The 26,533-nt window shown below is 71.2% G+C and carries 24 protein-coding genes and 1 pseudogene; 16 read left to right on the forward strand and 9 right to left on the reverse strand.

Annotation, left to right across the window (positions count from 1 at the left end):
• Positions 1-5: 5 nt before the first annotated feature.
• The 3 genes from ACZ4FV_RS21920 to ACZ4FV_RS21930 all read left to right on the forward strand — a co-directional run bounded on the left by ACZ4FV_RS21920 (position 6) and on the right by ACZ4FV_RS21930 (position 1,619).
• Positions 6-509, forward strand: a complete 504-nt coding sequence (locus ACZ4FV_RS21920) for a nucleoside deaminase (RefSeq protein ID WP_395867907.1) — start codon at positions 6-8, stop codon at positions 507-509.
• Positions 510-717: 208 nt separating this feature from the next.
• Positions 718-1,038 (forward strand): hypothetical protein, encoded by a 321-nt coding sequence (locus tag ACZ4FV_RS21925; RefSeq protein WP_465323097.1) that lies wholly within the window; start codon positions 718-720, stop codon positions 1,036-1,038.
• A gap of 224 nt (positions 1,039-1,262) precedes the next feature.
• Positions 1,263-1,619: a VOC family protein gene (locus ACZ4FV_RS21930; protein WP_395867902.1), complete on the forward strand. Its 357-nt coding sequence runs from the start codon at positions 1,263-1,265 to the stop codon at positions 1,617-1,619.
• A 45-nt stretch (positions 1,620-1,664) separates the two neighbouring features.
• On the opposite strand, the gene ACZ4FV_RS21935 is transcribed toward ACZ4FV_RS21930, so the two are convergent.
• On the reverse strand, positions 1,665-2,255 hold the full coding sequence (locus ACZ4FV_RS21935) for a TetR/AcrR family transcriptional regulator (protein WP_395867900.1): 591 nt from the start codon (positions 2,253-2,255) through the stop codon (positions 1,665-1,667).
• A 76-nt stretch (positions 2,256-2,331) separates the two neighbouring features.
• Between ACZ4FV_RS21935 and ACZ4FV_RS21940 the strand changes: the two genes are divergently transcribed.
• The gene (locus ACZ4FV_RS21940) at positions 2,332-4,101 is read left to right on the forward strand and encodes an ABC transporter ATP-binding protein (protein ID WP_465323098.1); all 1,770 of its coding nucleotides are present in this window, start codon (positions 2,332-2,334) and stop codon (positions 4,099-4,101) included.
• A 63-nt stretch (positions 4,102-4,164) separates the two neighbouring features.
• Here ACZ4FV_RS21940 and ACZ4FV_RS21945 read toward each other — a convergent pair whose 3' ends face one another.
• Positions 4,165-5,244 carry a PP2C family protein-serine/threonine phosphatase gene (locus tag ACZ4FV_RS21945; protein WP_395867896.1) on the reverse strand — a complete coding sequence of 360 codons (1,080 nt, stop codon included), beginning with the start codon at positions 5,242-5,244 and terminating at the stop codon, positions 4,165-4,167.
• A gap of 235 nt (positions 5,245-5,479) precedes the next feature.
• On the opposite strand from ACZ4FV_RS21945, the gene ACZ4FV_RS21950 reads away from it, so the two are divergent.
• From ACZ4FV_RS21950 to ACZ4FV_RS21970, 5 genes are all read left to right on the forward strand, one after another.
• Positions 5,480-6,106 (forward strand): TetR/AcrR family transcriptional regulator, encoded by a 627-nt coding sequence (locus tag ACZ4FV_RS21950; protein ID WP_395867894.1) that lies wholly within the window; start codon positions 5,480-5,482, stop codon positions 6,104-6,106.
• A gap of 220 nt (positions 6,107-6,326) precedes the next feature.
• Positions 6,327-8,027 (forward strand): N-acyl-D-amino-acid deacylase family protein, encoded by a 1,701-nt coding sequence (locus tag ACZ4FV_RS21955; protein ID WP_465323099.1) that lies wholly within the window; start codon positions 6,327-6,329, stop codon positions 8,025-8,027.
• A gap of 186 nt (positions 8,028-8,213) precedes the next feature.
• Entirely contained in the window at positions 8,214-9,875 is a 1,662-nt protein-coding gene (locus tag ACZ4FV_RS21960; RefSeq protein ID WP_402234883.1) for a peptidoglycan-binding protein, read from the forward strand.
• A complete protein-coding gene (locus tag ACZ4FV_RS21965) occupies positions 9,872-11,134 on the forward strand; it encodes an ABC transporter permease (RefSeq protein ID WP_465323100.1) in 1,263 nt (420 codons plus the stop codon). The genes ACZ4FV_RS21960 and ACZ4FV_RS21965 overlap by 4 nt, the downstream gene beginning before the upstream one ends.
• Before the next feature lie 123 nt (positions 11,135-11,257).
• Complete coding sequence (locus ACZ4FV_RS21970) at positions 11,258-11,329, forward strand: hypothetical protein (RefSeq protein ID WP_465323111.1); 72 nt, start codon at positions 11,258-11,260, stop codon at positions 11,327-11,329.
• A 139-nt stretch (positions 11,330-11,468) separates the two neighbouring features.
• On the opposite strand, the gene ACZ4FV_RS21975 is transcribed toward ACZ4FV_RS21970, so the two are convergent.
• Positions 11,469-11,867, reverse strand: a complete 399-nt coding sequence (locus ACZ4FV_RS21975; RefSeq protein WP_020549161.1) for an SseB family protein — start codon at positions 11,865-11,867, stop codon at positions 11,469-11,471.
• Positions 11,868-12,084: 217 nt separating this feature from the next.
• Between ACZ4FV_RS21975 and ACZ4FV_RS21980 the strand changes: the two genes are divergently transcribed.
• The 3 genes from ACZ4FV_RS21980 (at position 12,085) to ACZ4FV_RS21990 (ending at position 15,806) form a co-directional block, all read left to right on the forward strand.
• The gene (locus ACZ4FV_RS21980) at positions 12,085-13,911 is read left to right on the forward strand and encodes an acyl-CoA dehydrogenase (RefSeq protein WP_395867887.1); all 1,827 of its coding nucleotides are present in this window, start codon (positions 12,085-12,087) and stop codon (positions 13,909-13,911) included.
• Positions 13,912-14,090: 179 nt separating this feature from the next.
• Complete coding sequence (locus ACZ4FV_RS21985) at positions 14,091-15,377, forward strand: M18 family aminopeptidase (RefSeq protein WP_395867885.1); 1,287 nt, start codon at positions 14,091-14,093, stop codon at positions 15,375-15,377.
• 138 nt (positions 15,378-15,515) lie between these two features.
• Positions 15,516-15,806 (forward strand): DUF6458 family protein, encoded by a 291-nt coding sequence (locus ACZ4FV_RS21990; RefSeq protein WP_395867980.1) that lies wholly within the window; start codon positions 15,516-15,518, stop codon positions 15,804-15,806.
• 201 nt (positions 15,807-16,007) lie between these two features.
• Here the strand turns inward: ACZ4FV_RS21990 and ACZ4FV_RS21995 are convergent.
• Positions 16,008-17,456, reverse strand: a pseudogene (locus tag ACZ4FV_RS21995) (thioredoxin-like domain-containing protein); the annotation flags it as partial.
• Positions 17,457-17,627: 171 nt separating this feature from the next.
• On the opposite strand from ACZ4FV_RS21995, the gene ACZ4FV_RS22000 reads away from it, so the two are divergent.
• The 3 genes from ACZ4FV_RS22000 to ACZ4FV_RS22010 all read left to right on the forward strand — a co-directional run bounded on the left by ACZ4FV_RS22000 (position 17,628) and on the right by ACZ4FV_RS22010 (position 19,511).
• A complete protein-coding gene (locus ACZ4FV_RS22000) occupies positions 17,628-18,167 on the forward strand; it encodes an LURP-one-related/scramblase family protein (RefSeq protein ID WP_395867883.1) in 540 nt (179 codons plus the stop codon).
• A gap of 94 nt (positions 18,168-18,261) precedes the next feature.
• Positions 18,262-18,828 (forward strand): SigE family RNA polymerase sigma factor, encoded by a 567-nt coding sequence (locus ACZ4FV_RS22005; protein ID WP_395867882.1) that lies wholly within the window; start codon positions 18,262-18,264, stop codon positions 18,826-18,828.
• Entirely contained in the window at positions 18,804-19,511 is a 708-nt protein-coding gene (locus tag ACZ4FV_RS22010) for a hypothetical protein (RefSeq protein WP_465323101.1), read from the forward strand. Before ACZ4FV_RS22005 ends, ACZ4FV_RS22010 begins: the two co-directional genes overlap by 25 nt.
• A 21-nt stretch (positions 19,512-19,532) precedes the next feature.
• Here the strand turns inward: ACZ4FV_RS22010 and ACZ4FV_RS22015 are convergent, their stop codons facing one another.
• Entirely contained in the window at positions 19,533-20,306 is a 774-nt protein-coding gene (locus ACZ4FV_RS22015) for a carbon-nitrogen family hydrolase (RefSeq protein ID WP_395867879.1), read from the reverse strand.
• Positions 20,307-20,455: 149 nt separating this feature from the next.
• On the opposite strand from ACZ4FV_RS22015, the gene ACZ4FV_RS22020 reads away from it, so the two are divergent.
• The gene (locus tag ACZ4FV_RS22020) at positions 20,456-21,268 is read left to right on the forward strand and encodes a maleylpyruvate isomerase family mycothiol-dependent enzyme (protein WP_395867877.1); all 813 of its coding nucleotides are present in this window, start codon (positions 20,456-20,458) and stop codon (positions 21,266-21,268) included.
• Positions 21,269-21,284: 16 nt separating this feature from the next.
• On the opposite strand, the gene ACZ4FV_RS22025 is transcribed toward ACZ4FV_RS22020, so the two are convergent.
• From ACZ4FV_RS22025 to pdhA, 4 genes are all read right to left on the reverse strand, one after another.
• Positions 21,285-22,562 carry an MFS transporter gene (locus ACZ4FV_RS22025; protein WP_465323102.1) on the reverse strand — a complete coding sequence of 426 codons (1,278 nt, stop codon included), beginning with the start codon at positions 22,560-22,562 and terminating at the stop codon, positions 21,285-21,287.
• 173 nt (positions 22,563-22,735) lie between these two features.
• The gene (locus ACZ4FV_RS22030; protein WP_402234934.1) at positions 22,736-24,130 is read right to left on the reverse strand and encodes a dihydrolipoamide acetyltransferase family protein; all 1,395 of its coding nucleotides are present in this window, start codon (positions 24,128-24,130) and stop codon (positions 22,736-22,738) included.
• Positions 24,131-24,162: 32 nt separating this feature from the next.
• Positions 24,163-25,128, reverse strand: coding sequence for an alpha-ketoacid dehydrogenase subunit beta (locus ACZ4FV_RS22035; RefSeq protein ID WP_402234931.1), 966 nt, complete (start codon positions 25,126-25,128; stop codon positions 24,163-24,165).
• Between the two features lie 35 nt (positions 25,129-25,163).
• On the reverse strand, positions 25,164-26,291 hold the full coding sequence (gene pdhA, locus ACZ4FV_RS22040) for a pyruvate dehydrogenase (acetyl-transferring) E1 component subunit alpha (protein WP_395867874.1): 1,128 nt from the start codon (positions 26,289-26,291) through the stop codon (positions 25,164-25,166).
• Between the last annotated feature and the right edge of the window lie 242 nt (positions 26,292-26,533).

Below are 26,533 nucleotides of genomic sequence, written 5' to 3' on the forward strand. Positions count from 1 at the left end.
TGACCGTGACCACGCACACCCAAGGAACGAGCATCCGGGACCTCGAGCGCGCCTGGATGGACGAGGCGATCAGGTTGGCCACCGACAACGTGACCAATGGTGGTGGTCCGTTCGGCGCACTGGTCGCCAAGGAGGGCGTGGTTGTCGCGATCGGGCACAACCAGGTCACCGCGACCCTGGACCCGACGGCACACGCCGAGGTGAGCGCGATGCGCGCCGCCTGCAGGCAACTGGACGTCTTCTCGCTCGAGGGCTGCGTCCTGATCACCTCGTGTGAGCCGTGTCCGATGTGCCTCTCGTCCGCCCTGTGGGCTCGCGTGGACCGGATCGTCTACGCCGCCGATCGGCACGACGCGGCGGTGGCCGGCTTCGACGACCGCAAGTTCTACGACCTGTTCGAGAAGAAGCCCAAGTCGATGTGGCCGACCCGGGTCGAGCGGTTGGACCTGCCGCACCGCACGGCCCCCTTCGACGCGTGGCTGGCCAAGTCCGACCGCGTCGCCTATTGAGGACACGGGTGACATGCGCGCCTTCGCCCGGGCGTCGGCGCGCTTTGCCGATCCCCGCCGGGGGTGTCCGGTCGGGCGGGCCGAGACGTGCGTCGGGCTCGGCAGGGGGTCCAACGCTCATGGTTCGGGCCGGCGGCGCCGATATGCCGTACATGGTCCGCGCGTCCGAGGTTCCCGATGTGGTGCCCCGAAGGGACGCGATGAGCACATGGGGTTGGTGAATGTTGTCGTGCGTGTCCTCGCCTGGGCGCTGCGATCGAGCCGTCCCGATCCGAGCGGCCCACACGAGGTCGAGGTCGAGCGCACCGCGCGCCCGAGCGGGCCTCGCGGGCCGGCCGCGCGCCCGGGCGGGTGGCCCGACTTCGTACCGCCCGCTCCCGTCGACGACCCGCCCGTGCCGGCGGCGACGAAGGTCGTCGGGTCGTATCCGATGTCGCCGGAGGAACTCGCCGAACGGCGCCGCACGGGTGTGGAACGTGCCCGGCGGCAGGCGCGGTTCGTCGCGACCGCGCACCGCGGACCGGGCTGACCGGGCCGGCTGGGCCGACGGGCCGACCGCTCAGCCGAAATCGACCGGTCCAGCCGGCTGCGGCCGGCGCGCACGGGGCCGCCGAGTCGACCGGCTCGATGTGGCGTGGAGCGGCGCGGCATGGTGGGCGCCGCGACGGCGGGCCGACCGGCCGGTTGCGCCATAATCGGGGATTTCACCGGCTCGTGTGGGGCGACCGGGCCCGTGATCGTGTGGGAGAGACCGTGTTTCGTGGCGTTCGGACCGTCCTCGTCTTCGCCGCCGATCCGCGCCGGAGTGCCGGTTGGTGGGCCGAGGTGCTCGACGTCCCGGCCCGCTTCGACATCGACGGGGAGTCGGTGTACGCGTGGGTGGACATCGCCGGTGTCGAACTCGGCTTCCACCCGGCCGATCCGGAGCGCAATCCGCCGGGCGCGAGCACCGTTCCGTACTGGGGTGTGGACGACCTTGACGTGGTCCGGGATCGGCTTCTCGCGGCCGGGTGTGCGCATCATCGCGGCCCACTGGTGGTCGAGGCCGGGCGGCGGATCTGCCAACTCACCGACCCCTTCGGCTTCGTCTTCGGGCTGGACGGGCCGTAAGCGGTTGGCACGGCGTCGCCGACGGCCGGTCGGTGAGCCCGCGGGTCAGTGTGGACGCGGATCGGTCGGTTCCGGGGCGAGGACGCCTCGGGTCAGGCTGGTCATGATCGCGTCGACCACCTCGTGGCGGGGCAGGCCGTCCTCCTTCGCCGCCTCCCAGCCCGTGTAGAGCAGGGCCCAGAAAGTACGGCGGGCCCACCCGGCGGGGAGCGCCGGGGCGGTCGGCCCGCCGGCGCGGGTGAGGATCGTGTCGACCGGATCGTCGCCGCCGATCAGTTCGTCCCACAGGTCGGTGTCGCCGACGAGCGTGGGCTCGTTGTAGATGAACAACAGGATCGGACCCAGCGCGAACTGCTCCTCGACGACCCGGCGCAGCGCCGCGAGTGGCGGCCCGCTGTCCGGGCGGGCCCGGGCCACGGCGGCCTCGCTGAGCGTGATGACGTGCCGGGCGAGGGCGCGCAGGAGGTCGTGCCGCTCGGGGAAGTACCGGTGCAGCGTGGTGCGGCCGACCTCGGCCGCCGCGGCGATCTCGCCGAGCGACGCGGCGGGGGAGGCCGCGAACACCCTCGCGGCCGCGTCCAGGATCGCGGTCCTGGTGCGGAGTCGGGTGCCGGTTTCCGCGGCGTCTTTGGTCATGCCGGCAAAGGTACCACTATGACCCGTAATGGAAATCTGCTTGACCAAAATGGAACAGTCATGTTCCACTCGAAGCATGACGCAGCCCGCCATCCCTTCCGAGCGCCGGCCGAACGCCCGCCTGCTCTGGAGCTTCGTCCGCCCGCATCGCGCGCGGCTGGCCCTCGCGCTGCTCCTCGGCCTGGGTTACACCGGCACCGCGCTGGCGACCCCGCTCGCCACCAAGTGGATCCTCGACACGATCGACTCGCCGAACTCGCTGGTCGGGCCGATCGGCCTGCTGGCCGGACTGCTCGTGCTCGGCGCCGGGTTCGGGCTCGTGCAGTGGATCATGCTGGGTCGGCTCGCCGAGCGGATCGTCTTCGACGCACGCGAATCGCTGGTCCGGCGCTTCTTTCGAGGCGTGCTGCCCGACCTCCAGTTCCGGCCGCCCGGCGAACTGGTCACCCGGGTCACCTCGGACACCGTCCTGCTGCGCGAGGCCGCCTCCTCCAGCCTGGTCGACCTGGTCAACGGGACCGTCTCGCTGGTGGGCACGATCGTGCTGATGGCGGTGCTCGACGTACCGCTGCTGCTGTGCACGCTGGTCGCGCTCGTCCTGATCGCGGTCCTGGTCGGCTTGCTGATGCCGCCGATCGCGCGGGCCCAACGGCAGGCCCAGGAGTCGCTGGGCAACCTCGGCGGCATCCTCGAAGGCGGACTGCGCGCGGTCCGGACGGTCAAGTCCAGCGGCGCCGAGCAGCGCGAGGGCGACCGGGTGATCGCCGAGTCCCGCGACGCGGCCCGGCACAGCGTGCGGGCGGTACGCACCGAGGCGATCGCCTGGACCATCGCCGGCAGCGGCATCCAGTTGGCCACCATCGTGATCCTCGCCTACGGCGCGTGGCGGGTGGGCGAGGGACGGATGGCCGTGTCCACCCTCGTGGCGTTCCTGCTGTACGCCTTCCAAATCGCGGAACCGGTGGGCGAGTTGACCACCAATGTGGCCCAACTCCAGGCCGGTGTGGCGGCGGCGGCGCGGCTGCGCGAAGCCGAGTCGATCCGGACCGAGGACCTCACCGACGGCGAGCCGGCCCCGGCACGGCACTGCGGCCCCGCCGCGCTCACCCTCGACAAAGTGTCGGTGACCTATCCGGGAGCCGAACGACCGGCCCTGTCCGAGCTGAGCGTCGACGTCCCGCACCGCGGCCACATCGCGATCGTCGGCCCGTCGGGGGCGGGCAAGACCACGATCTTCTCGCTCCTGCTGCGGTTCTACGAGCCGGACGGCGGACGCATCGACATGGCCGGCGTGCCGTACCGGCGGCTGAGCATCGGCGCGGTGCGGTCCCGGATCGCCTATGTCGAGCAGGAGACGCCGCTGTTGGCCGGGACGGTCCGGGACAACGTGCTCTTCCGGCACCCGGACGCGAGCGATGAGGAGGCGTGGACGGCGCTGCGCGCGGTGCACCTGGAGGAGACCGTTCGGCGGCTTCCGGGCGGCTTGCACGAGCCGGTCGCCGGCACCAGTCTCTCCGGCGGCGAACGCCAGCGCATCGCGGTGGCCCGGGCCATCGTCCGCCGCCCCGAGGTGCTGCTGCTGGACGAGGCCACCGCACAACTCGACGGCCGTACCGAGGCCGCCATCCACGACGTCATGCGCGAGGTGGCCGAGCACGGCGCCGTGGTCACCATCGCGCACCGGCTGTCCACCGTGGTGGACGCGGACCGCATCCTGCTGATGGACGGCGGCCGGCTCCGGGCCACCGGCACCCACGACCAGCTCCTGGCCACGGACGAGTTGTACAAGGAACTCGTCGCGGCGCTCCGCATCTCCACGACACCGGACCCGACGCCGACCGCGTGACCGCCGACCGTGAGCCCGCCGTGGGCGAGCGGTGTGCCCGATTCGTGTGCCCGCTGCCTTGGGTCAGGCCGGGTGCCGGATCGGTTCCAGCGCCCGGGCCGGTTTGACCACCTTCATCAGCGGCCCCGTCAGGGTCACCGCGAGCATCGCCGCGTCGTCCTCCAGCTTGCCGCCCACGTGCGCCAGCAGGCTCTGTTCGACCGCGTCCAGCATCGCCGCGGCGTCGTTGTGCGCGTGCGTGGTCAGGTGCCGGCCCAGCGCGTAGAAGGTGCCGGAGGTGTCCCGCGCCTCGGTCACCCCGTCCGTGTGCAGCAACAACACGTCACCCGGCCGAAAGCGCACGTGCTCCACCGTGCGCGTGGTGGTCGCCGGCAGCAGGCCCATGCCCAGCGGCAGTCCCGCCTCGGCGATCACCTCGCCGACCGTGCCGCCGCGGACCAGCAACGGCGACGGATGGCCGCACGCCAGGACCTGCATGGTGCCCTCGCCGGGGCACAGTTCGACCATCACCGCGGTGACGAAGTCCTCGCCGCCGAGCTGCCGGTTGAGGCTGCGATCCACCCGGATGCCGACCTCCGCCAGGGTCGGCGCCTCGTAGGCCGCCTCGCGGAAGGCGCCCAGCGTCCGGGCCGCCATGTCGACCGCCTCCAGACCCTTGCCGCGCACGTCGCCGAGCAGCACCCGCACCCCGTACGGCGTTTCCAACACCTCGTACAGGTCGCCGCCGATGGACGCCTCCTCGGCCGCCGCCCGATAGCGGACCGCGAAGCCGAAGCGGCCGATCGTCCTGGGCACCGGCCGCAGCAGGGCACGCTGGGCCACCTCGGCCACCGACTGCACACGATGCAGGCGGGCGTCCTGCCGCCGCCGCTCCCTGCCCACCCAGCACCCGAACAGGGTCACGATCAGGATCGCCGCCGAGACGCCGGTGGAGTGCTTGTAGTCGCCGTGGTCGCCGCTGTACATCTCCGGCCGCAACAGCAGACGGGTGATCAGCGCGACCAGGCCGGCCACCGCGGTCATCCAGGGCCGATACGCCATCGCCACCACGGCCGGCACGGCGATCAGCACCGCGTGCATGTCCAGGTAGTCCGGAGCGAACACCCGACTCACCAGCACTGCCACGTACAAACCCACTGCCACCGGAACTGCTCGGCTGGCGGGAAGGGCCATGGCAGGCATGTGTCGGGACCTTTCGTTGACGCGCAGGGGGACGGACCGACGCCGACTCCGTCCATCGTCACGTGCGCCGAGGCACACGGACAGGGGCGAAGGTCCCATAAGGTCTAAAACGTATACAAACCTGGCCAAACAGGCACTTGACAACGCCGCCATTCGTGGCCGAACCCGGGCCCCACCCAGGCCATATGCTGCGCGCATGCCCCGTGACTCCGGCCCCACCAGGCGCCGCATCGTCGAGGCCGCCGAGATCCTGTTCGCGCGGCACGGTCTGGACGTGCCGTTGCAGGACATCACCCGCGCGGCGGGGCAACGCAACGCCGGCGCGATCCACTACCACTTCGGCGGTCGCGAGGGGCTGCTGCGCGCGATCGTCGAACAGCACGTCCCGGTCGTGTACGCGCGGCGCCAGGCACTGCTGGCCGCCGCCCGCGAGCGACCGGAGCAGATGTCCGGGTACGCCCGCGCGATCGTGCTGCCGATCACCGAGTTGCTCAACGGGTCGCCGGCCGACCGGGCGTACCTCCAGATCTCGGTGGAGCTGTTGCGCGACGCGACCTCGCCGATCACTCCGCTGCTCGGCGGCGAGGACGTCCAGGACGTGGTGGACGCGGTCGCGGCGGCCCGCCCCGAATCGGCCGTGACCGCGTTGCAGACCCGGACCTTCCTGGTCACCCAGATGGTCGGCATGTTGTGCGCGGCCCGCGCCGCGCGGCACACCCAGCCGCCCCGGCCGGACGGGATCGTCGCCACCGGCCTGCTCGGCCCGGAAGCCTTCGACGACCACCTGACCGCGATCGTCGCGGGCGCGCTCGCCGGCGGCTGAGCGGGTTCGGCCATCCCGCCCACCCGCCCGGGCCGCCTGCCGGCCCACCCCTCGCTTGCCGCGGCCCGCCCGACCGCCCGCCGATCCCCCCCCGCACCCGCTCCGCCCGGCCGCCGCGGCCACGCCCCGGAATCCCTTGACTCCTTCGACCCCTCGTATTAAACACACTTTTTAATTAACTGCATCAAGGGCTCTACCGAAGGACGAGGGAAGGGACGCCATGACGAACTACGACGTGGTCATCAAGGGCGGCATCGTCGTCGACGGTTCGGGAAACCCGCGTTTCCGGGGCGACATCGCGATCAACGACGGCGTGATCAGCCGGATCGGGCGAATCCCGGCCGAGGACGCGGATCGGGTGATCGACGCGACCGGCCTGATCGTCGCGCCCGGCTTCATCGACCTGCACACCCACTACGACGGCCAGGTCTTCTGGGACCCGTACCTGACCACGTCCGGCCCGCACGGCGTGACCTCGGTGGTCACCGGGAACTGCGGCTTCGGCTTCGCGCCGGTGCGCGAGGAGATGCGCGAGCGCGCGATGTTGTCGATGACCGCCGTCGAGGACATCCCCACCGAGACCCTGCGCGAGGGCATGCCGTGGGACTGGGTCACCTTCCCCGACTACCTGGACAGCGTCGACCGCACGCCCAAGGCGGTCAACGTACTGCCGTACGTGCCGGTGAACCCGCTGCTGATCTGGGTGCTCGGCCTGGAGCGGGCCAAGGCGGGCGCCGAACCCACCGACGCCGAGCACGCCGAACTCGCCCGCCTGCTGGAGGAGGCGATGGACGCCGGGGCATGCGGTTGGTCCGCGCAGTGTCTGGGCGAGCCGGGCAACCCGAACGGCCGACTGATGCAGGGCGACTTCGACGGCACGCCGATGCCCACCGACATCATGTGGCCGCAGACCCGCCTCGCGCTGGCCGAGGCGCTGGGCCGGCAGGGACGCGGCTTCATGCAGGTGTCCGGAACGCAGATCACCGAGGAGGAGTACGAGAACCTGGTCGAGGTCAGCGGCCGACCGCTGATCTGGAACGCGGTGATCGCCAACTCGCGCAGCGGCGGCCTGTACAAGCGCAAGATCGAATGGCTGCGACGCTGCCAGGAACGCGGTATCCCGATCTACGGCCAGGCGATGACGACCGACGTCCCGGTGCCGTTCAGCTTCCTGTACGGCGGCGTGTCCACCCGCCCGCCGGTGGCGGACATCTTCGCGGCCGAGACGGTCGAGGAGAAGATCGCGATGCTGAACGACCCGGCCGTGCGAGCGGAACTGCGCGAGTTCGACCCGCTGTTCTACCACCTGTACCCGGACATGAAGCTGCACCGCACCTTCACCGCCGAGTACAAGCAGTACGAGGGCCTGTCGTTCAAGGAGATCGGCGCGAAGCTGGACCGACACCCGGTGGACGTGCTGTGCGACGTCACCATCGCGGACGGGCTGACCACACAGGTGCACACCGGTCAGTTCAACGCGACCCTGGAGGGCCTGAAGGAACTCGTCGACTACGAGTACCTGCTGCCCGGCCTGTCCGACGGCGGCGCGCACCTGAAGACGCTGAGCGCGGGCATGTACGGCACGGAGTACCTGGTCGAGTACGTCCGCAAGCACGCCTGGACCTCGCTCGAACAGGCGCACTGGCGGCTCTCGGGTCTGCCCGCCCGCTGTGCGGGCTTCACCGACCGCGGCGTGCTCACCGAGGGCGCCGCGGCCGACATCATCGTCTACGACTACGACGAACTCGCTTACGGCGACCCCATGTTCGTACACGATCTGCCCGCCGGCCAACTCCGCACGGTGATCGATGCCAAGGGCTATCGCTACATCCTGGTCAACGGCCGGGTGACCATCGAGAACGACGAACCCACCGGCGTGCACAGCGGCGAACTGCTGCGTCACGGCCGGCGCGCCCGCTGACCCGACCCCTCCCCGTCCACCCACCGGCGCCGACGATCGCGCGCCGCGCGCCGCCCGTGGGGGCGCACGGCACCCGATCGTCGGCGCTTCGCGGTTCCGCGGCCGACCCGCCCGCCGAAGCGCCGACGGCCCGCCGGGTGGGTCGACGAAGCCCGCACGTGTGGCGGTCCGGGTATCGGCCATGCGGTGGACGACCGCACCACCGACCGCGCGTCCTCGTGCGGGGCACGGCTTCGGCTTGGCAGTCTGGGCGGCAACCGCCGAGTGGGCGGTGGTGTCGCTCTGCGCGAAGCGAGGATTGCCATCGGAACGTCCCGTGACCTCGGATTCGATCCGGTCGAGCCGGAATCCGCCCCCGCGCGCACGCCCGAGACGCGCCGGCGGCGCGTCCTGATCGTGCTGATCGTGATCACGCTGGTGTCGATCGTCGGCGGATGGACGGCCGCGCGCTTCGTCCGGTCGCCCGAAGAGCGGGCCGCCGAGGCCAAGGCGCCGGCTCGATCGGTGATCTCGGCGACGGTGGACCGCCGGGTGCTCACGGACACCGTGGTGCTGCGCGGGACGGTCGCGGCGGAGCACACGGTCACGGTGGCGCCCCGGGTGTCGACGGGCGCGGGCAAGGACGGCGGCGGTACGACGAAACCGGTGGTGACCGGTGTTCGGGTTCGGGCCGGGGACGTGGTCGAGGCCGGGCAGGTGCTGCTGGAGGTGTCCGGGCGGCCGATCTTCGTGCTGCCCGGGGAACTGCCGGTGTACCGGGATCTGCGACCGGGCGGCGAGGGCCGCGATGTCGAGCAGTTGCAGGCCGCCTTGAAGGGACTCGGGTACGGGGTCGGGACGGACCGGGCGGGAACCTACGGGGCCGGGACGCGGACGGCCGTGGCGGCGTTCTACCGGGCGACCGGGTACGAGGTGCCGGTGACGGGCGAGGACGACGCGATCGCGGCCGCCGAGGACCGGGTCACCGGCGCGGAACGCGCGTTGGCCCGGGCCAGGGACGGGGCAGGGACGGGGGACGGGGTCGAGGCGGGCGACGTGACGTCGACGGGTGCCGCGTCGACCGCGGGTGAGTCGACTTCGGGTGAGTCGACGTCGAGTGGGTCGACGGCCACCTCGTCGGCGGCCACGGCTCGGCAGGTGCGTTACGCGAACGAGGACCTGGCCAGGGCGAGGACCGCGCTGGCCGAGCTCAGGGCCAGGTCCGGTGCGATGGTGCCAGCTGCCGAGGTGGTCTTCCTGAGCCGCTTCCCCGCCCGGGTCGACACGATGCGGGCGGTCGTCGGCGACGAGGTGGAGGACAGGGCCCTGACGCTCTCGGTCGGCGATCCGATCGTGCGGGGATCGTTGGCGCCGCACGAGAAGAACCTGGTACGCCCCGGCCTGAGGGTGCGGATCCTGGTCGAGTCGTCCGGAATCGAGGCGACCGGCGAGGTCCGGTCGATCGCGGACACCCCGACCGCCGGGAGCGACGAGGGCCCCGCGCAGGGTGTCGCCGCCACGCCGGCCGCCGGCGGAGAGGGCTATCCGGTGATCGTCGTACCCACGGCGGCGTTGGATCCCGAACTGGCGGGACGAGAGGTGCGGCTGAGCATCGAGGCGACCTCGTCGGACGGACCCGTGCTGGTCGTGCCGGTGTCCGCGGTGTCCGCGGGCGCGGACGGTCGAACCATGGTGACGGTGCTCGAATCCAGCGGTGCCCGGCGGCGGGTGGAGATCCGTGCGGGCACCTCCGGCGACGGATACGTGGAGGTGGCGCCGATGGCGGGCGCGTTGGCCCCGGGCGACCGCGTGGTGGTCGGCGCGAACCGCAAGGTCGCGGCACCCGTCCGCGCCGGTGCGCACCCGTGACGGGCGGGGCCCGGCGGGCACCGACCGGCGAACCGGTACAGCGGACCGCCCGGTCCCGCCGACGCCTGCGCGCGTTGTTCTCCCAGGCCCTCGCCGACATGTTCCATCGACCGGCCCGCTCGATCCTCACCGCCCTGGGCACCGTCCTGGGCGTGGGCACCCTCGTCGCCGTCGTGGGTCTGACCGCCGGTGCCGACCGCCGGCTCGACGACCGCTTCGACGTGCGCGCCGCCACCGAGGTGACCATCGAGGACACCGGCGGCGCCGACCCCGCCAACGAACCGCTGATGTTCAGCGCCGACGCCGACCGGCGCGTCGGCGCCCTCAACGGCGTCGAACACGCCGGTGTGCAGTGGACGGTCGAACTCCCGCCGGGCACCGAAGTGCGCGCCGCTCCCGTCGGCGGCGACCCGAACGCCCCGCGGATCCCCGTCCTCGCCGCCTCTCCCGGCTTCCTCCGGGCCGCCGGGCCGCACTGGGCAAGCGGCCGCGGCTACGACACCTTCCACGACGGGCGCGCCGAACAGGTGGCCGTCCTCGGCGCGGACGTCGCCGAGCGCCTCGGCGTCGGCACCCTGGACACCGCCCCGGCCGTGTTCGTCGGCGACACCCCCTTCACCGTCGTCGGCATCCTCGCCGGCGCCGACCGCCGGGCCGACCTGCTCCGATCCGTGCTCATCCCCCGCACCACCGCCGAACGCGTCTACGGCCCACCCGGCGGCGCCGACCGGGCCAGGATGCTGGTCACCACGAGGAACGGCGCCGCCCGCCAGGTCGCCGGCGAAGCCCCGTACGCGCTGCGCCCCGACGCCGTCGACGCGTTCCGGTCGATCCCGCCGCCCGATCCGCGCACCCTGCGCGGCCACGGCACCGACGACCGCGCCGCGCCGTTCCTCGTCCTGGCCGGGCTCTGCCTGCTCATCGGCGCCGTCGGCATCGCCGGGACCACGCTGGTCGCCGTCCTGGAACGCACCCGCGAGATCGGCCTGCGCCGCGCCCTCGGCACCGGAAGCCGCGACATCGCCGGCCGATTCCTCCTCGAATCCGCCGGCCTCGGGGCACTGGGCGGCCTCGTCGGCACCGCCCTGGGCACGATCACCATCGTCGTCACCGCCGCCGCGAAACACTGGCCCGCGGTCGTCGACCCCGCCATGCTCGCCGCGGGACCCCTGATCGGCCTCGCCATCGGGCTCCTGGCCGGCCTGCCCCCCGCGTGGCACGCCGCCCGGATCGAACCCGCCGCCGCGCTGCGCCGCTGAGCCGAGGGCGTGGAGGGCCGGCGTCGAACGTCGCGGGTCGCGGGTCGCGGGTCACGTGAAACTTCGGGCATGAACGCGGACCGGGCGCGGGTAAGCATGCGGCACGACGAACAAGGGGGCGCGATGTCGAGGAAGACCCGCAAGCGCAAGTCCCGTCGCAAGAACAGAGCCAACCACGGCCATCGTCCGGCCTGATCGAAGCACCGTCCCGAGCGCGCCGACCCTCGGCCGCCCGACATCGACGAGACGCGACCACCCGGTCACCGTCGGTGCCCCGAGCGGCACGATCGTCGGCGCGTTCGACCGTGCACGCCGCCCCGGTCGAACGGACGGCTCAGCCGTACATCCGGCGCATCGCGAAGGCGATCATCTGTTCTATGGCCTTCGCGTCGAACATCACCCGGTGTTCGCCGTCGAGGTCGAGCACGAAGCCGTAGCCGTTGGGAAGCAGGTCGAGCACCTCGGCGCCGGTGACCGTGAAGTGACGCGACTCCTCACCGGCGTACTTCTTGAGTTCGGCGAGGGAGCTGAACATCGGGATCACCGGCTCGGGGGTGTTGTGCAGGGCCAGGAAGCCTGGGCGATCACCTCTCGGGCAGAAGACCTTCGACGCTATGAAGATGGACTGGAAGTCCTCGCCGTTCATGACGCCCGTGGCGAACGCGCGCACGGCGTCGGTGAGCGCCGGCGCCTCCGCCCGGGCCTGGGATTCTTCCGTTGCGTAGCCGTACACACCACGAGGCTAGCGGGTCTCCGGCCCGGGTTTGAGCCCTCCGTCGAGACGGTCACATGTACCTGGTGGTAACCGGATGGGAACCTCTCGGGCATTGAAAAAGTTACCCATGGGTACGATCATTATGTTACTGACCAGTACACTGGGTCCAAGTTCAGTTCGGTCGTTCAGTTCAATCAGCGCAGTCCACGAGACGCAACCACGGGCGGAGCCTGTCATGGGTCACTACAAGTCGAATCTCCGCGACCTGGAGTTCAACCTGTTCGAGGTCTTCGGGCGCGAGCAGGTCTATGGCACGGGTCCGTTCGCGGAAATGGACGTCGATACCGCCAGGTCGATCCTGGCCGAGGTCGAACGCCTCGCCGTGAACGACCTCGCCGATTCGTTCGCGGAGGGCGACCGCAACCCACCCGTGTTCGACCCCGCGACGCACTCGGCCACGCTGCCCGAGGCGTTCAAGAAGTCGTACAAGGCATACATGGACTCGGAGTGGTGGCGCCTCGCGCTCCCCGAGAGCATGGGCGGCACCAACTGCCCGCGTTCGCTGCGCTGGTCGGTGGCCGAGTTGGTGCTCGGCGCCAACCCGGCGCTGTGGATGTACGCGGCGGGCCCCGACTTCGCCCAGGTGCTGCACACGCTCGGCACCGAGGAGCAGCGCAAGGTCGCAGGCTTCATGGTCGACCGCCAGTGGGGTTCCACCATGGTGCTGACCGAGCCCGACGCGGGTTCGGACGTCGGCGCGGGTCGTACCAAGGCGGTCCGGCAGGAGGACGGCACCTGGCACATCCAGGGCGTCAAGCGCTTCATCACCTCGGGTGACCAGGACATGACCGAGAACATCATCCACCTGGTGCTCGCGCGCCCGGAGGGTGCCGGTCCCGGCACCAAGGGCCTGTCGCTGTTCGTGGTGCCGAAGTTCCACTTCGACCCGGAGACCGGCGAACCCGGCGAGCGCAACGGCGCCTTCGTCACCAACGTCGAGCACAAGATGGGCCTCAAGGTCTCCACGACCTGCGAGCTCACCTTCGGCGAGCACGGCGTCCCGGCGGTGGGCACGCTGGTCGGCGAGGTGCACAGCGGCATCGCGCAGATGTTCAAGATCATCGAGTACGCCCGGATGATGGTCGGCACGAAGGCCATCGCGACGCTGTCCACCGGCTACCTCAACGCGCTCGAGTACGCGAAGGAGCGCTACCAGGGCGCCGACCTCGCACAGATGACGAACAAGGCCGCGCCCCGCGTGACCATCACCCACCACCCGGACGTGCGCCGCTCGCTGCTCACCCAGAAGGCGTACGTCGAGGGTATGCGCGCGCTCGTGCTGTACACCTCCTCGTGGCAGGACCGGATCGAGGGCGCCGCGCTCGCCGGTGAGAGCGACGAGACCGCGGACCGGGTCAACGACCTGCTGCTGCCGATCGTCAAGGGCTACGGCTCGGAGAAGTCGTACGAGCAGCTCGCGCAGTCGCTGCAGACCTTCGGCGGCTCGGGCTTCCTTCAGGAATACCCGATCGAGCAGTACATCCGGGACGCCAAGATCGACACCCTCTACGAGGGCACCACCGCGATCCAGGGTCAGGACTTCTTCTTCCGGAAGATCGTCCGCGACCAGGGCAAGGCGCTGACCGTGGTGGCCGGCGAGATCCAGGAGTTCATCGCCGCGCACGCCGAGGGCGAACTGGCCGCCGAGGTCGGGCTGCTCGCGACGGCCGCCGAGGACGTCCAGGGCATGGTCGCCGCGATGATCAACCAACTGATGGCGTCCGAGCAGGAGATCGACTCGATCTACAAGGTCGGCCAGAACACCACACGGCTCCTGATCGCCGCCGGTGACCTGGTGGTCTCCTGGCTGCTGCTGCGTCAGGCCTCGGTGGCGCTGACGAAGCTGGCCGGCACGCCCGGTCGGGACGAGGCGTTCTACCAGGGCAAGGTGGCCGCGGCGAAGCACTTCGCCCGCGAGATCCTGCCGCTGCTGACGCCGCAACGCCTGATGGTGGAGCAGATCGACAACGCGATCATGGAACTCCCGGAAGCGGCTTTCTAGTCCTTCCGCGGATCGGGCCGGCGGCGAGGGCGTCCTGTGGACGCCCTCGCCGCCGGCCCGTTTCGTGCGGCCGCGGCAGCGGGAGCGCACGGCGGCGGCGCTCCGGGTGGGGCGTAGTCTCGGGGCGGAGAGACCGTGACGATCTTCGCGGCCGGGCGGCCGCGGACCTTGGAGTATGTATGCCCTCGCCTCGCTTCGACCGGAGTCACACCGACGACTTGATCGAGTTCGTCGCGGCCAGTCCGTCCCCGTACCACGCGGCGGCGAACGTGGCCGCGCGACTGGAGGCCGCGGGCTTTCGGCGGCTGGTGGAGACGGCCGCGTGGGACGGCGGGGCCGGCGGGCGGTACGTGCTGCGCGGGGGCGCGATCGTGGCCTGGTACGTACCGGAGGGCACCGAGAGCACGCGCGGCTTCCGGATCGTGGGGGCGCACACCGACTCGCCGACCCTGCGGGTCAAGCCGCAGCCCGACACCGGGGCGGTCGGCTGGCGGCAGGTCGCCGTCGAGATCTACGGCGGGCCGCTGCTCAACTCCTGGCTCGACCGCGACCTCGGTCTGTCCGGCCGGATCGTGCTGCGCGACGGCAGCGAGCACCTGGTGTTCGTGGACCGACCGCTGCTGCGGGTACCGCAGTTGGCGATCCACCTCGACCGCTCGGTCAACGACGCGGGCCTGAAGTTGGACAAGCAGCAGCACATGACCCCGGTCTGGGGGCTGGGCCCGGTCGACGAGGGCGCGCTGATCCGGTTCGTGGCCGAGGAGGCCGGGGTCGCCGCCGGCGACGTCACCGGGTGGGACCTGATGGTCCACGACGTGCAACGGCCGAGCTACCTCGGGCGCGATCGCGAACTGCTCGCGTCGCCCCGGCTGGACAACCTGCTGTCGGTGCACGCGGGACTGGCCGCGCTGCTCGCGGCCGCGCACGACGGCGTCGCGCACATCCCGGTGCTCGGCGCGTTCGATCACGAGGAGACCGGCAGCGAGTCCACCACGGGCGCGGCCGGGCCGCTCCTGGAGACGGTGCTGAGCCGGATCGTCAGCGCCCGCGGCGGGACGTCGGACGACCGCGCCCGCGCGTTCGCCGACTCGTTCCACCTCTCCAGCGACGTCGGTCACGCCGTGCACCCCAACTACGCCTCCCGGCACGAGCCGGGCCACCACCCGGTGCCGGGCGGCGGCCCGATCCTGAAGGTGAACACCAACCAGCGCTACGCCACCGACGCGCGCGGCCGGGCCGTGTGGACCGCGGCCTGCGAACGTGCCGGGGTGCCCTCGCAGATCTTCGTCGGGATCAACTCGATCCCCTGCGGCTCGACCATCGGCCCGATCACCGCGACCCGGCTGGGCATCGAGACCGTGGACGTCGGCACCGCGTGCCTGTCCATGCACTCCTCCCGCGAACTGTGCGGCGCCGACGACCCGTTCCTGCTCGCCTCGGCAGCCGCCGCGTTCCTGGAGGGCTGAGCGAGGGCCGCACCGCGGCCGAACGCCGCCGCGAATCGGTGGGCATGGGTCGGAGGACTCCGGGTAGGCGCGAGCCGACAGGCAAATCGGGCGCAGCGCATACCCGCCGCACGTCAGCGGATCGGAGTGAACGAACTCATGGGCATCGGAGCGGGCATCCTGTTGATCGCGGTGGGCGCGATCCTGACTTTCGCCACCGACTGGAGCGTGTCCGGGGTCAACCTCGACGTGGTCGGCGTCGTACTGATGATCACCGGAGTCGTGGGCATCGCGCTGTTCCTGATGGTGTGGGGACCCCGGCGACGCAACACGCCGCTGAACCCGCCGCCGGCCGGCTACGTGCAACCGCCCGTCACGGGTGGCTACGTCGAGCCGCCGGTCGAGCGGATCGTCGAGGAACGGCCGACCCGCCGCTACTACCGACGCTGAGGACCATTTCGGCACCACCCCCCTGAAGACCGCGGCTCCGGAGCCCTCCCCCTCCCGCTCCGGAGCCGCGGTCGTCGCCGTTCACGGGAAGGACGTTGCCGGGCACCCTCGTTCTCGTTCGCGCGACCGCTCGGGGCGGCCGCGCTCGGGGAGCACGGCGACGCGGGTCGGCGGGGCGCCCGGCCGCCGACGTCACGTGTGCGGCATGCGCAGCTTGTGCACCCGGTGGGCGGAGGATTCCACCACGGTCAGGTAGAGCTCCTCGTCCAGATCCGCGACCACCGCCACCGCGGCCGGCTCGGCCAGGCCCTCGACCAGGGTCGTCACGAACCCGTCCGCGGGGTCGTAGCGGCGCAGCGCGCCGTTGTAGGTGTCCGCGACCACCACCGAGCCGTCCGGCAACGTGTCCACGCCCAGGGGGTGTTGGAACAGCGCGTGCTCGGCCGGGCCGTCCCGCAGGCCGAAGTCGAACAACCCTCGACCGACCACGGTCTCGATCCCGCCGTCCACCAGCCGACGCAGCGCCGAACTCTCCGCGTCCACCAGCCACAACGTGTGCTGGTCGGGCGAGACGGCCAGGCCACAGGGCTGGGCGAAGCTGGCGGTGTCGACCGGTCCGTCCTCCATGCCCTCGTCGGTGGTGCCGGCCAGCACCCCGACCCCCTCGCCCACCGGGTCGAACTCCCAGAGTTGATGCACACCCGCCATCGCCACGATGATCCGGCCGCCGAACCACGCGACGTCCCACGGGCTGGAGAGGTCGATCGTGCGGGCCGCGCCGTGGTCCTCGGTGCCGCGTCGGCGCGGGCGCCCGGTGCCCGCGACGGTACGGATCGAACCGGTGGCCAGCGAGACGCCGCGCAGCGCGTGGTTGGCGGTGTCCGCGACCACGACGTCGTACCGCACGTGCGCGGCCACCTCGGGCGGCAGCAGGGCCATGCCGTGCGGCTCGGCCAGCATCGCGTGCCGGGGCCCGCCGTCGAGCAGTCCGCGGCGCCCGGTGCCGATCCGGCGCAGCACCGTACGGCCGTCGTCGGAGAGTTCGGCCAGCGAGTGGTGCCCGGTGTCCGCGACCAGCAGCGCCCCGGAGGGCAGCCGCAGCAGGTGGCCCGGGAAGCGCAGGTCGGTACGCGGGCTCTCGGACCGCTCGAACTCCTCGGCGGCCCGGCGCAGCGTGCCCTTGCCTTCGTGTTCGACCACCAGGTCGGCGATCATCACCTCCAGTTCGCCGGCGTGGCCCTCGCCGGACAGTTGCGCGACCACGTAGCCCTCCGGGTCGACCACCACCAGGGTCGGCCACGCGTGCACCGCGTACTGCTTCCAGGTGCTCAGTTCGGGGTCGTCCAGGACCGGGTGGCGCAGTTCGTGTCGCTGCACCGCGCAGACCACCGTGCCGTGCTCGGCCTCGTGTTCGAACTTGGGCGAGTGCACGCCGATCACGGTCAGCACGTCGCGGTGGCGCTCCTCGAGCGGCCGCAGCTCGGCCAGCACGTGGTGGCAGTTCACGCACGCCGAGGTCCAGAAGTCCAGCACCACGATCCGCCCGCGCAGCTCGGCCAGCGTCGGGCCGGGGCCGTCGGTGTTGATCCAGCCGCCGGAACCGGACAACTCGGGGGCCCGGACCCGGGCTCGGCGTGCGGTGCTGCTCATGGTTCGAAGTGAACCATCCGGGTCGGCCACAGGCCGCCGGCCGGCGCGTGTACGGGCCGCACCCCACCCAACCGGGTGTATCCGCGGCCGCACACCGGCGTTCCCCAAGGCGACTGAACGCCGGCATTTCGGGCAGTCTGCCCGACAACGCGTAGTCATCGTGGAGGCACAGTGTTCGGGGACGAGTACGACGGAGCCCAGCTCTATCCGGGAGTGGCTCCCGGGCGCTATCTCGTGCGCGAGAAGATGTTCGCGATCGGCGACGACTTCTGGGTCACGACGGAATCCGGCGAGAAGGTCTACCTGGTCGACGGCAAGGCGCTGACCCTGCACGACCGGCTGGAGCTCAAGGACACCGCCGGCACGGTCCTGGCGACCGTGAAGAAGAAGATCATGAGCATCCATCACGCGATGAAGGTCGAGGACGCGACCGGCGAGACGGTCGCCACGGTGCGCAAGAAGATGTTCACCCCGCTGCACGAGGCATTCGAGGTCGACCTCGCGGTCGGGGTCGAACTGTCGGTGCGCGGCGACATGTTCCACCACGAGTACGGGATCGCCGGGCCGAACGGGCCGGTCGCGCAGATCACCCGCAAGTGGCTGCGGGTGCGGGACACCTACGGTGTCGACATCGCACCCGGGTGGGACCATGCGCTGATCATCGCCATCGCGGTGTGCGTGGACCGGTTGAGCAGCGAGGACGACGACTGATCCGGGGACGGCCGGCCGTTCGCGCCGGCGGGTCTCCGAACGCGGCATAGAACGAGCCCCTTCCACACGTCTGTTCGGGTGGAAGGGGGCACGGTTGAGATCCCACGGGGAAGACGAGTTCCGGACCTTCGTCGAGGACCGTCGAACAGCCCTGGTGCGCACCGCGTACCTGCTGTGCGGCGATCGCGACGAGGCCGAGGACCTGGCCCAGACCACGCTGACCAAGACGTACACGTCCTGGGCGCGGGTGGCCGAGGTGGAGAATCCGGACGCCTACGTGCGCCGCATTCTGGTGAACACCAATCTGTCCCGGGTCCGCCGACGTCGGGTGACGCACTTTCTCACCGACCGCATGCCGGACCGCGCCGGGCCCGATTCGACCGGCCGGGTGGCCGAACGCAGCGTGCTGATGGCCGCGTTGGCCCGGTTGCCGGCGGGTCGACGGGCGGCGGTGGTGCTGCGCTACTGGGAGGACCGCTCGGAGTCCGAGGTCGCGCAGATCCTCGGGTGCGCGGTGGGCACGGTGCGCAGTCAGACGTTCAAGGGGCTCGCCCAGCTCCGCAAGGATCCCCAACTGGCCGATCTGATCCCATGTCAGACGGAAACCCCCTCTACTTCGGACACGGAGGTGCGGCCATGGCCGACGACGGCACCGCACTGAGGGAGGCGTTCATGGCGGAGATTCGGGCGACGAAGCTGACCCCGCCCACGGCGGAGGCGGCGATCGAGCGGGCGGGCAGGCGCCGCGGCCGGCGGGCGTTCACGCTGGGGGCGACTGTGGCGACCGCGCTGGTGGTGGGCGGCGGCGGTGCGGTCATCGCCGGGGGTGTGCTGGACGAGGACGGCAGGTCCACCGACATCGTCTCGGTCGACGCCGGCACCAGGCCGCCCGGCGCGGGCCCGGACATCGTGGGCGCCGGCGTGGTGGCCGGGAAGCCGTGGAAGTACCGGGCCTGGACGGAGGGTCCGGAACGGACCTGCTTCGAGCAGGTCGAGCGGGGCGTGTTCGACGCGGCGGGGACAATGTGTGATGTCCGGCCCGGCCGCACCGCACAGGACAAGGCAACCGACCGGAACCGCTTCGGCGGCGGCGGCAGGTTCGGACGGGTGGCGGGTGAGGCGAACCTGTACGCGGCGGCGGTCCAGGGCGAGGTGTCCCCCGACGTGGACCACCTGGAGGTCACCTGGCGCGGTCACCGGGAGCCGGTGGTGATCCGGCCCGTGCAGATCGACCCCACCACACGCGTGTACGTACTCGTGGTGACCGCGCGCACGTCCGACCCCGCGTACGACCTCAAGGCGTACGACGCGGCGGGCAAGGAGGTGAAGAACATCCACCTGTAGGACCGCCGCGGCGCGGCGCGCTCACAGCACCCGGTTCCGCAGGACCGGGAAGTCCTCCCGGGTCTTGGCCACCAGCGCCGGGTCGATCTCGGCGGTGAGCACGGTCGCCTCGGTGCCCGCCTCGGCGACGATCTCGCCCCACGGGTCGATCACCATGCTGTGGCCGCCCATCGCCTCGCCGCCCTGGGTGCCCGTCGCGTTGCAGGCGAGCACGAACATCTGGTTCTCGATCGCGCGGGCGCGGGACAACACCCGCCAGTGCTCGACCCGCCGCGCCGGCCACGCGGCGGGCAGCACCAGCACCTCCGCGCCCGCGTCCAGGATCCGCCGGAACAGCTCCGGGAAGCGCAGGTCGTAGCAGGTCGCCAGGCCCACCTCGGCCCACGGCATGCGCACCTGCGCGGTCTCGGTGCCGCGCGAGATCAACGCGGCCTCGCCGCCGGTGAAGCCGAAGCGGTGGATCTTGCGGTACGTGCCGCGCAGCGTGCCGTCCGGGTCGAAGACCAACGACGTGTTGTACAGGTTCTCATCCGCGCCGCGCTCGATGATGCTGCCGGCGTGCAACCACACGCCGGCGTCGCGGGCCGCGCGGGCCATGGTCTGGGCGACGGGTCCACGCACGCCTTCGGCGCCCGCCTCCCAGTCGTCGTAGACCCAGCCGGTGTGCAACCACAACTCGGGCAGCACCACCAGGTGGTCGCCGCGCCGGCTTCGGACCAGGGCGGAGACCTCGGCCAGGCGGTCCTGGGCGGGCACCGTCGGGTCGACGTCGAGTTGTACGAGCGAAACGCGCACTTTCCCCTCACCTACACCGCTTGCTTCCCGCGAACGGGCTGACCGCAGGATCTTCGGCAGCGTAACGTGCCTGCCAGGATCCGGGACCACGTCAAAGCAACGGTCGCACCCGTCCCGTCGACCGACGACGCAGCGACAAGAGGTAGTACGTGAGCAACGACCTGAAAACGCACGCCGACGCCTGGGAGCACTCGGTTCGCTCCCTCAAAGATCTGGTCTCCACCCTGACCGAGGGCCGGTGGAGCAGCGCGACCGAATGTCCGGGCTGGTCGGTCCGCGACATCGTGTCGCACGTGATCGGGATCGAGCTCGAACTGCTCGGCGATCCACGACCGATCCACACGCTGCCGCGCGATCTGCGGCACGTGCACGACGAGTTCAGTCGCTACACCGAGATACCCGTGGACGTCCGGCGCTGCCACACCTCACCGGAGATGACCGGCGAGTTGGAGTACGTGATCCTGCGTCGGCGTCGGATGCTGGACGAGTCCGACCGCGGCCCGGAGGACGAGGTGCGCGGCATCATGGGCCGCAGCGTCCCGTACCGGTTCCTGCTCACCCAGCGGGTGTTCGACGTGTGGGTGCACGAACAGGACGTGCGGCGCGCGATCGGGATGCCCGGCAACCTGGACTCGCCCGCCGCGCTGATCACCCGCGACTTCCTGCTGACCGGGCTGGCCCGGGTGGTGGCCAAGGACGCCAAGGCGCCCGCCGGTGCGTCGGTGGTGTTCGACGTGACCGGGCCGGTGGAGTTCATGCGCACGGTCACCGTCGACGAGAACGGCCGGGGCCGGTTGGACGGGCGGGTCCCGCTGGGACCGCTGGTGACGATCTCCACCGACTGGGAGACGTTCGTACGGCTGATGTGCGGTCGCGTCGCGGCCGCCCGGGCCGACGCCAAGATCGAGGGCGACCCCGATCTCGCGCGGCGGATCCTGGACAACATGGCCGTCACACCGTGAGCGGATCGGGCGGGGGTCAGCCGGCGTCGGGGACACTCTCGCGTTCCGGCACCCGCCCGGCCACCACGCACACGGGTTCGGTCGCGCGACCGCGACCGGCGACCTTGCGGGCGTAGCGCAACACCTGGACCACGCCCAGCAGCACCGGCACGGCCTGGACGGCCATCGCGACACGATAGGCGTTCAGGCCGTGCGCGCCCGCGCTCGGCTCGACCAGGTCCAGGACCAGACCGATCGCGAACAGGCACAGGGTCGCGGCGGCGAACCCGCCGACGTTGACGATGCCCGAGACCGTGCCCAGCCGCTGCGGCGGGTTGCCCGCCCGGGCGAACTCCATGCCGACCAGGGACAGCGCGCCACCCGGGCCGATCACCAGCGCGAGCACGACCAGCAGCCACAGCGGCGAGGGCTCGCTCGGGATCAGCACGGCCGCCCACAACACCGCGGCCAGCACCGGTTGGCCCACGCACAACACCAGCCTGCTGCCCGGCCGGCGGGTCACCAGCGGGCCGACCACCAGGCACGCGAACATGTTGATCACGATCGCGACGGTGAGCAGCGCGCTCGCGGTGCCCTTGGCCAGCCCCTGGCCCTCGACCAGGAACGGGAAGCCCCACAACATCAGGAAGACCTGCGGCAGGCAGCCGCACGCCCAGTGCGCCCACAGGCCGAGCCGGGTGCCGGGTTCGGCCCACGCCGCGCGGACCTGGGACCACATGCCGGGCCCGCCGACCGGCCGCACCCGACGCGCCGCGCCGGGATTGTCGCGCAGCACGCACAGGACCACGACCAGCACCGCCACGCCCACCCCGGCGGAGACCGCGAAGGTCCGACTCCAGCCGAACGCGTGCAGCGCCCCGGCCAGCGGCGTGGCACCGGCGAGGTTGCCGGCCATCCCGAGCAGCGCGGTCAACTGGGTCAGTACGGCAACGCGGTTCGCCGGGAACCACACCGCCACCACCCGCAACACGCTGACGAACGTCATCGCGTCGCCCATGCCGACCAGCACCCGGGCGAGCACGGCGCCGGTGAACCCGTGCGCGAACGCGAAGGTGAACTGACCCGCCGTCATCAGCACCAGGCCGCAGGTGAGCACCCGCTTGGCCCCGAACCGGTCGGTGAGCGCGCCGACGGGTATCTGGAGGCCGGCGTAGACGAGCAGTTGCAGCATCGGGAACAGCGACAACTGCGAGGCGGAGACCCCGAACCGCTCCTGTGCGTCGATCCCGGCCACGCCCAGGCTGCTGCGATGGAAGACCGCGACGACGTATACCGAGGCCGCGACCGCCCACATGATCCAGGCAAGACTTCCACCGGGCCGGAAGGGAGCAGGATCCGCGGATGGTTTCACAGTACATACACATTAGGGGACGCCCCCGGACATACGTACGGCCGGGCCCCGAAAAGGGCCCGGCCGCAGGGCCGTACACGAACCGCACGCGAACCGTACGCGCTCGGAACGAACGGTCAGCCGCGCACGAACAGCAACTTGGGCCGCTCCAGCATCTGGGCCACGTCGGCCAGCACCCGCGAGCCCAACTCGCCGTCCACCATCCGGTGGTCGAAGGACAGCGAGAGCGTGGTCACCTGCCGGGGCTTGACCTTGCCCTTGTGCACCCACGGCTGCTCACGAATCGCGCCCACCGCCAGGATCGCGGCCTCGCCCGGATTGAGGATCGGCGTACCGCCGTCCACCCCGAACACACCCACGTTGGTGATGGTGACCGTGCCGCCGGCCATGTCGGCCGGCGAGGTGCGCCCGTCCCGGGCGGTGGCCACCAACTCGGTGAGCGCGCCGGCCAGCGCGACCAGGCTCTTGCCGCCCGCGTCCTTGATGTTCGGCACGATCAACCCGCGCGGCGTCGCGGCGGCGATGCCCAGGTTGATGCGATCGCGGATGACGATCTCCTGGTTCGGCTCGTCCCAGGAGGCGTTGATCTCCGGATGACGGGCGATCGCCACCAGCAGGGCCCGGGCGACCAGGAGCAGCGGACTCACCTTGGTGTCCGCGAAGTCGGGCAACTCGCGCAGCTTGCGCACCAGCCTGACCGTGCGGGTCACATCGACCGTCACCCACTCGGTGACGTGCGGCGCGGAGAACGCGCTGGCCACCATCGCCTGCGCGGTCGCCTTGCGCACGCCCTTGACCGGAACGCGGCGCTCGCCCGCGACGGTCTCGCCCGGTCCGGTCGCCGCGAAGGCGGCCGGGGCCGCGGTGGTGGGCGCGGGACGCGCGGCGGCGTGCACGTCCTCGCGCGTGACGGTTCCGCCGGGGCCCGAGGGCCGCACCGACGCGAGATCCACGCCCAGGTCCCGGGCCAGTTTGCGGACCGGCGGCTTGGCGAGCGCGATCGAGCCGTTGCCGGGCGAGCCCGACGTCGGCGGCACCGCGTGGCCCGAACCGTTGGCCGCGTGCACCGCGGGCGCGGGGGTGTCCGTCCTGCGGGCTCGGCGCCGGCCGGACGTGGTGCGCACGCCGTAGCCGACCAGCACCGCCGTACGGGTGTCCTTCTTCTCGGGCTCGGCGCCGGCGGCGGTCTCGGTGGGTTCGGCCGGTTCGGGCACGAGGTCCGCCGTGAGCGCCTCCTCCCGGGTGTCGGCCTTCACTTCGGCCGCGCCGGCACCGGTGGGCACCTGCGTACCGCTCGGCGCCACGGCGATGATCGGCGCGCCGACCGCGACCGTGTCGCCCTCGGCGGCCAGGAGTTCGGTCACCACCCCGTCGAACGGACACGGCAGCTCGACCAGGGCCTTCGCCGTCTCCACCTCGACCATGACCTGGCCATCGCTCACCTCGTCGCCGACCTTGACGTGCCATACGACGATGTCGGCCTCTTCGAGGCCCTCGCCGACGTCGGGCATCAGGAACTTCTTCACCTCGGACACGAGATTCCTCACCAGGCCAGGGAGCGGTCGACGGCATCGAGCACACGGTCCAGGTCGGGGAGGTACTCCTCCTCGACCCGGGACGGCGGATACGGCGTGTGATAGCCGCCGACCCGAAGCACCGGCGCCTGAAGGTGGTAGAAGCAGCGCTCGGTGATGGTCGCGGCGACCTCCGCGCCGATGCCCAGGAAGGACGGGGCCTCGTGCACGACCACGAGATGACCGGTGCGCTTGACCGACTCCGCGACCGCGTCGAAGTCCAGCGGGGACAACGAGCGCAGGTCGATCACCTCCAGCTCGCGCCCCTCCTCGGCGGCGGCCGCGGCGGCCTCCAGGCAGGTCGCCACCATCGGCCCGTAGGCCACCACGGTGCACGCGTCACCCGGGCGGACCAGGCGGGAGCCGTACAGCGGGTCCGGCGTCGCCGCGGTGTCCACCTCGGCCTTGGTCCAGTAGCGCCGCTTGGGCTCCAGGAAGATCACCGGGTCGTCGGAGGCGATCGACTGCTGGATCATCCAGTAGGCGTCCACCGGGTTCGAGCAGGACACCACCCGCAGGCCCGCGGTGTGCGCGAAGTACGCCTCGGGCGACTCGCTGTGGTGCTCGACCGCGCCGATCCCGCCGCCGAAGGGGATGCGGATCACGATCGGCAGCCGGACGTAGCCGAGCGAACGCGCGTGCATCTTGGCCAGTTGGGTGACGATCTGGTCGTACGCGGGGTAGACGAAGCCGTCGAACTGGATCTCCACGACCGGCCGGTAGCCGGCCAGGGCCAGGCCGATCGCGGTGCCGACGATGCCGGACTCGGCGAGCGGGGTGTCCACCACCCGGTCCTCGCCGAAGTCCTTCTGCAAACCGTCGGTGACCCGGAAGACACCACCGAGCTTGCCGATGTCCTCGCCCATGATCAAAACCTTGGGGTCGCTCTCCAGGGACCTGCGCAGTCCCGTGTTGAGCGCCTGCACCATCGACATCTGACGGGTCGTGCCCGTCGACTGTGCGGGAGCCATCAGTGCCCGTCCTCCCCGGCGTCGACGAAGGACGCGTGATAAGCCTCGAACTCGGCCCGTTCCCGGTCCACGAGCGTGTGCGGATCGGCGTACACGTGCGCGAACATCGACACCGGATCCGGATCCGGCATCGTGCGCACACCGTTGCGTACGCGCTTGCCCAGTTCCTCGCTCTCGGCCTCCAGGGCGGCGAAGAAGGCGGCGTCGGCGATTCCCTGCTTGTGCAGGTATGCCTTGAGCCGTTCGATCGGATCCTTGTGCTTCCACTCCTCGAGTTCGGCGTTCAACCGATAGCGGGTGGGGTCGTCGGAAGTGGTGTGCGCGCCCATTCGGTAGGTGAACGCCTCGATCAGCATCGGGCCCTCGCCGCGCCGGGCCCGGGCCAATGCCGCCCTGGTCACCGCGAGACACGCGAGCACGTCGTTTCCGTCGACCCGAACTCCGGGAAAGCCGAATCCGGCGGCGCGCCGATACAGCGGCACCTTCATCTGCCGCTCGTTGGGTTCGGAGATGGCCCACTGATTGTTCTGGCAGAAGAACACCACGGGCGCGTTGAACACCGCGGCGAACGTGAATGCCTCGTTGACATCGCCCTGGCTGGAGGCGCCGTCACCGAAATAGGTGACGACCGCGCCGTCGCCTCCGTCGCGTTGCATGCCCATCGCGTATCCGACACCGTGCAGGGTCTGCGCGCCGATGACGATCGTGTAGAGATGGAAATTGTTCTCACGGGGATCCCAACCACCGTTGTTGACGCCGCGGAACATCCCGAGCAGATTCAACGGATCCACGCCGCGACACCACGCGACGCCGTGCTCACGGTAGGTGGGAAACACATAGTCGTCCGGGCTCAGCGCACGGCCCGACCCGATCTGCGCGGCCTCCTGGCCGAGCAGGGAGGCCCACAGGCCCAGTTCGCCCTGGCGTTGCAGCGCGGTGGCCTCGGCGTCGAAGCGACGCACGAGAACCAGGTCACGGTACAGACCCAGGTATTCGTCATCGGACAGGTCGATCGAGTAATCGGGGTGCTCGACCCGCTCACCCTCGGGGGTGAGCAACTGGATCAGTTCTGGACCGGCTCCGGATTCGGGCGGAAACAATGTCCCGTCCGTACTGTCCACTGCCACGTTCTCTCCTCCGTCTGTCCGGTCCGCGGGGTCGCCGTGGACCGGGTCCGGATCGCCGGGCCCGGTTCCGCGCGGGGTGTGCGCGGCTACCTTGATGTGCAGACACGGCGATTGGTGGCTGTACTTCCTAGGATTTCCTAGGAATTCCCGGGTGAATCCGGGAGGCACCTGCGCACAGGCATGCGGTTCGGAAACCGCACACCGCAACGTTACCCACCAGTCCGCCCGGCACGTAGTGGCGA

The organism is Embleya sp. NPDC025285 (assembly GCF_055558835.1).

Coding starts and splice junctions, on each gene's coding strand:
- ACZ4FV_RS22035 (WP_402234931.1), bottom strand. CDS start 25,128: ATGTCGATGGTGCAGGCGCTCAACACGGGACTGCGCAGGTCCCTGGAG.
- ACZ4FV_RS21990 (WP_395867980.1), top strand. CDS start 15,516: ATGGGCATCGGAGCGGGCATCCTGTTGATCGCGGTGGGCGCGATCCTG.
- ACZ4FV_RS22010 (WP_465323101.1), top strand. CDS start 18,804: ATGGCCGACGACGGCACCGCACTGAGGGAGGCGTTCATGGCGGAGATT.
- ACZ4FV_RS22030 (WP_402234934.1), bottom strand. CDS start 24,130: ATGCCCGACGTCGGCGAGGGCCTCGAAGAGGCCGACATCGTCGTATGG.
- ACZ4FV_RS21925 (WP_465323097.1), top strand. CDS start 718: ATGGGGTTGGTGAATGTTGTCGTGCGTGTCCTCGCCTGGGCGCTGCGA.
- ACZ4FV_RS21985 (WP_395867885.1), top strand. CDS start 14,091: ATGCCCTCGCCTCGCTTCGACCGGAGTCACACCGACGACTTGATCGAG.
- ACZ4FV_RS21935 (WP_395867900.1), bottom strand. CDS start 2,255: ATGACCAAAGACGCCGCGGAAACCGGCACCCGACTCCGCACCAGGACC.
- ACZ4FV_RS22025 (WP_465323102.1), bottom strand. CDS start 22,562: ATGTGGGCGGTCGCGGCCTCGGTATACGTCGTCGCGGTCTTCCATCGC.
- ACZ4FV_RS21980 (WP_395867887.1), top strand. CDS start 12,085: ATGGGTCACTACAAGTCGAATCTCCGCGACCTGGAGTTCAACCTGTTC.
- ACZ4FV_RS21940 (WP_465323098.1), top strand. CDS start 2,332: ATGACGCAGCCCGCCATCCCTTCCGAGCGCCGGCCGAACGCCCGCCTG.
- ACZ4FV_RS21955 (WP_465323099.1), top strand. CDS start 6,327: ATGACGAACTACGACGTGGTCATCAAGGGCGGCATCGTCGTCGACGGT.
- ACZ4FV_RS21950 (WP_395867894.1), top strand. CDS start 5,480: ATGCCCCGTGACTCCGGCCCCACCAGGCGCCGCATCGTCGAGGCCGCC.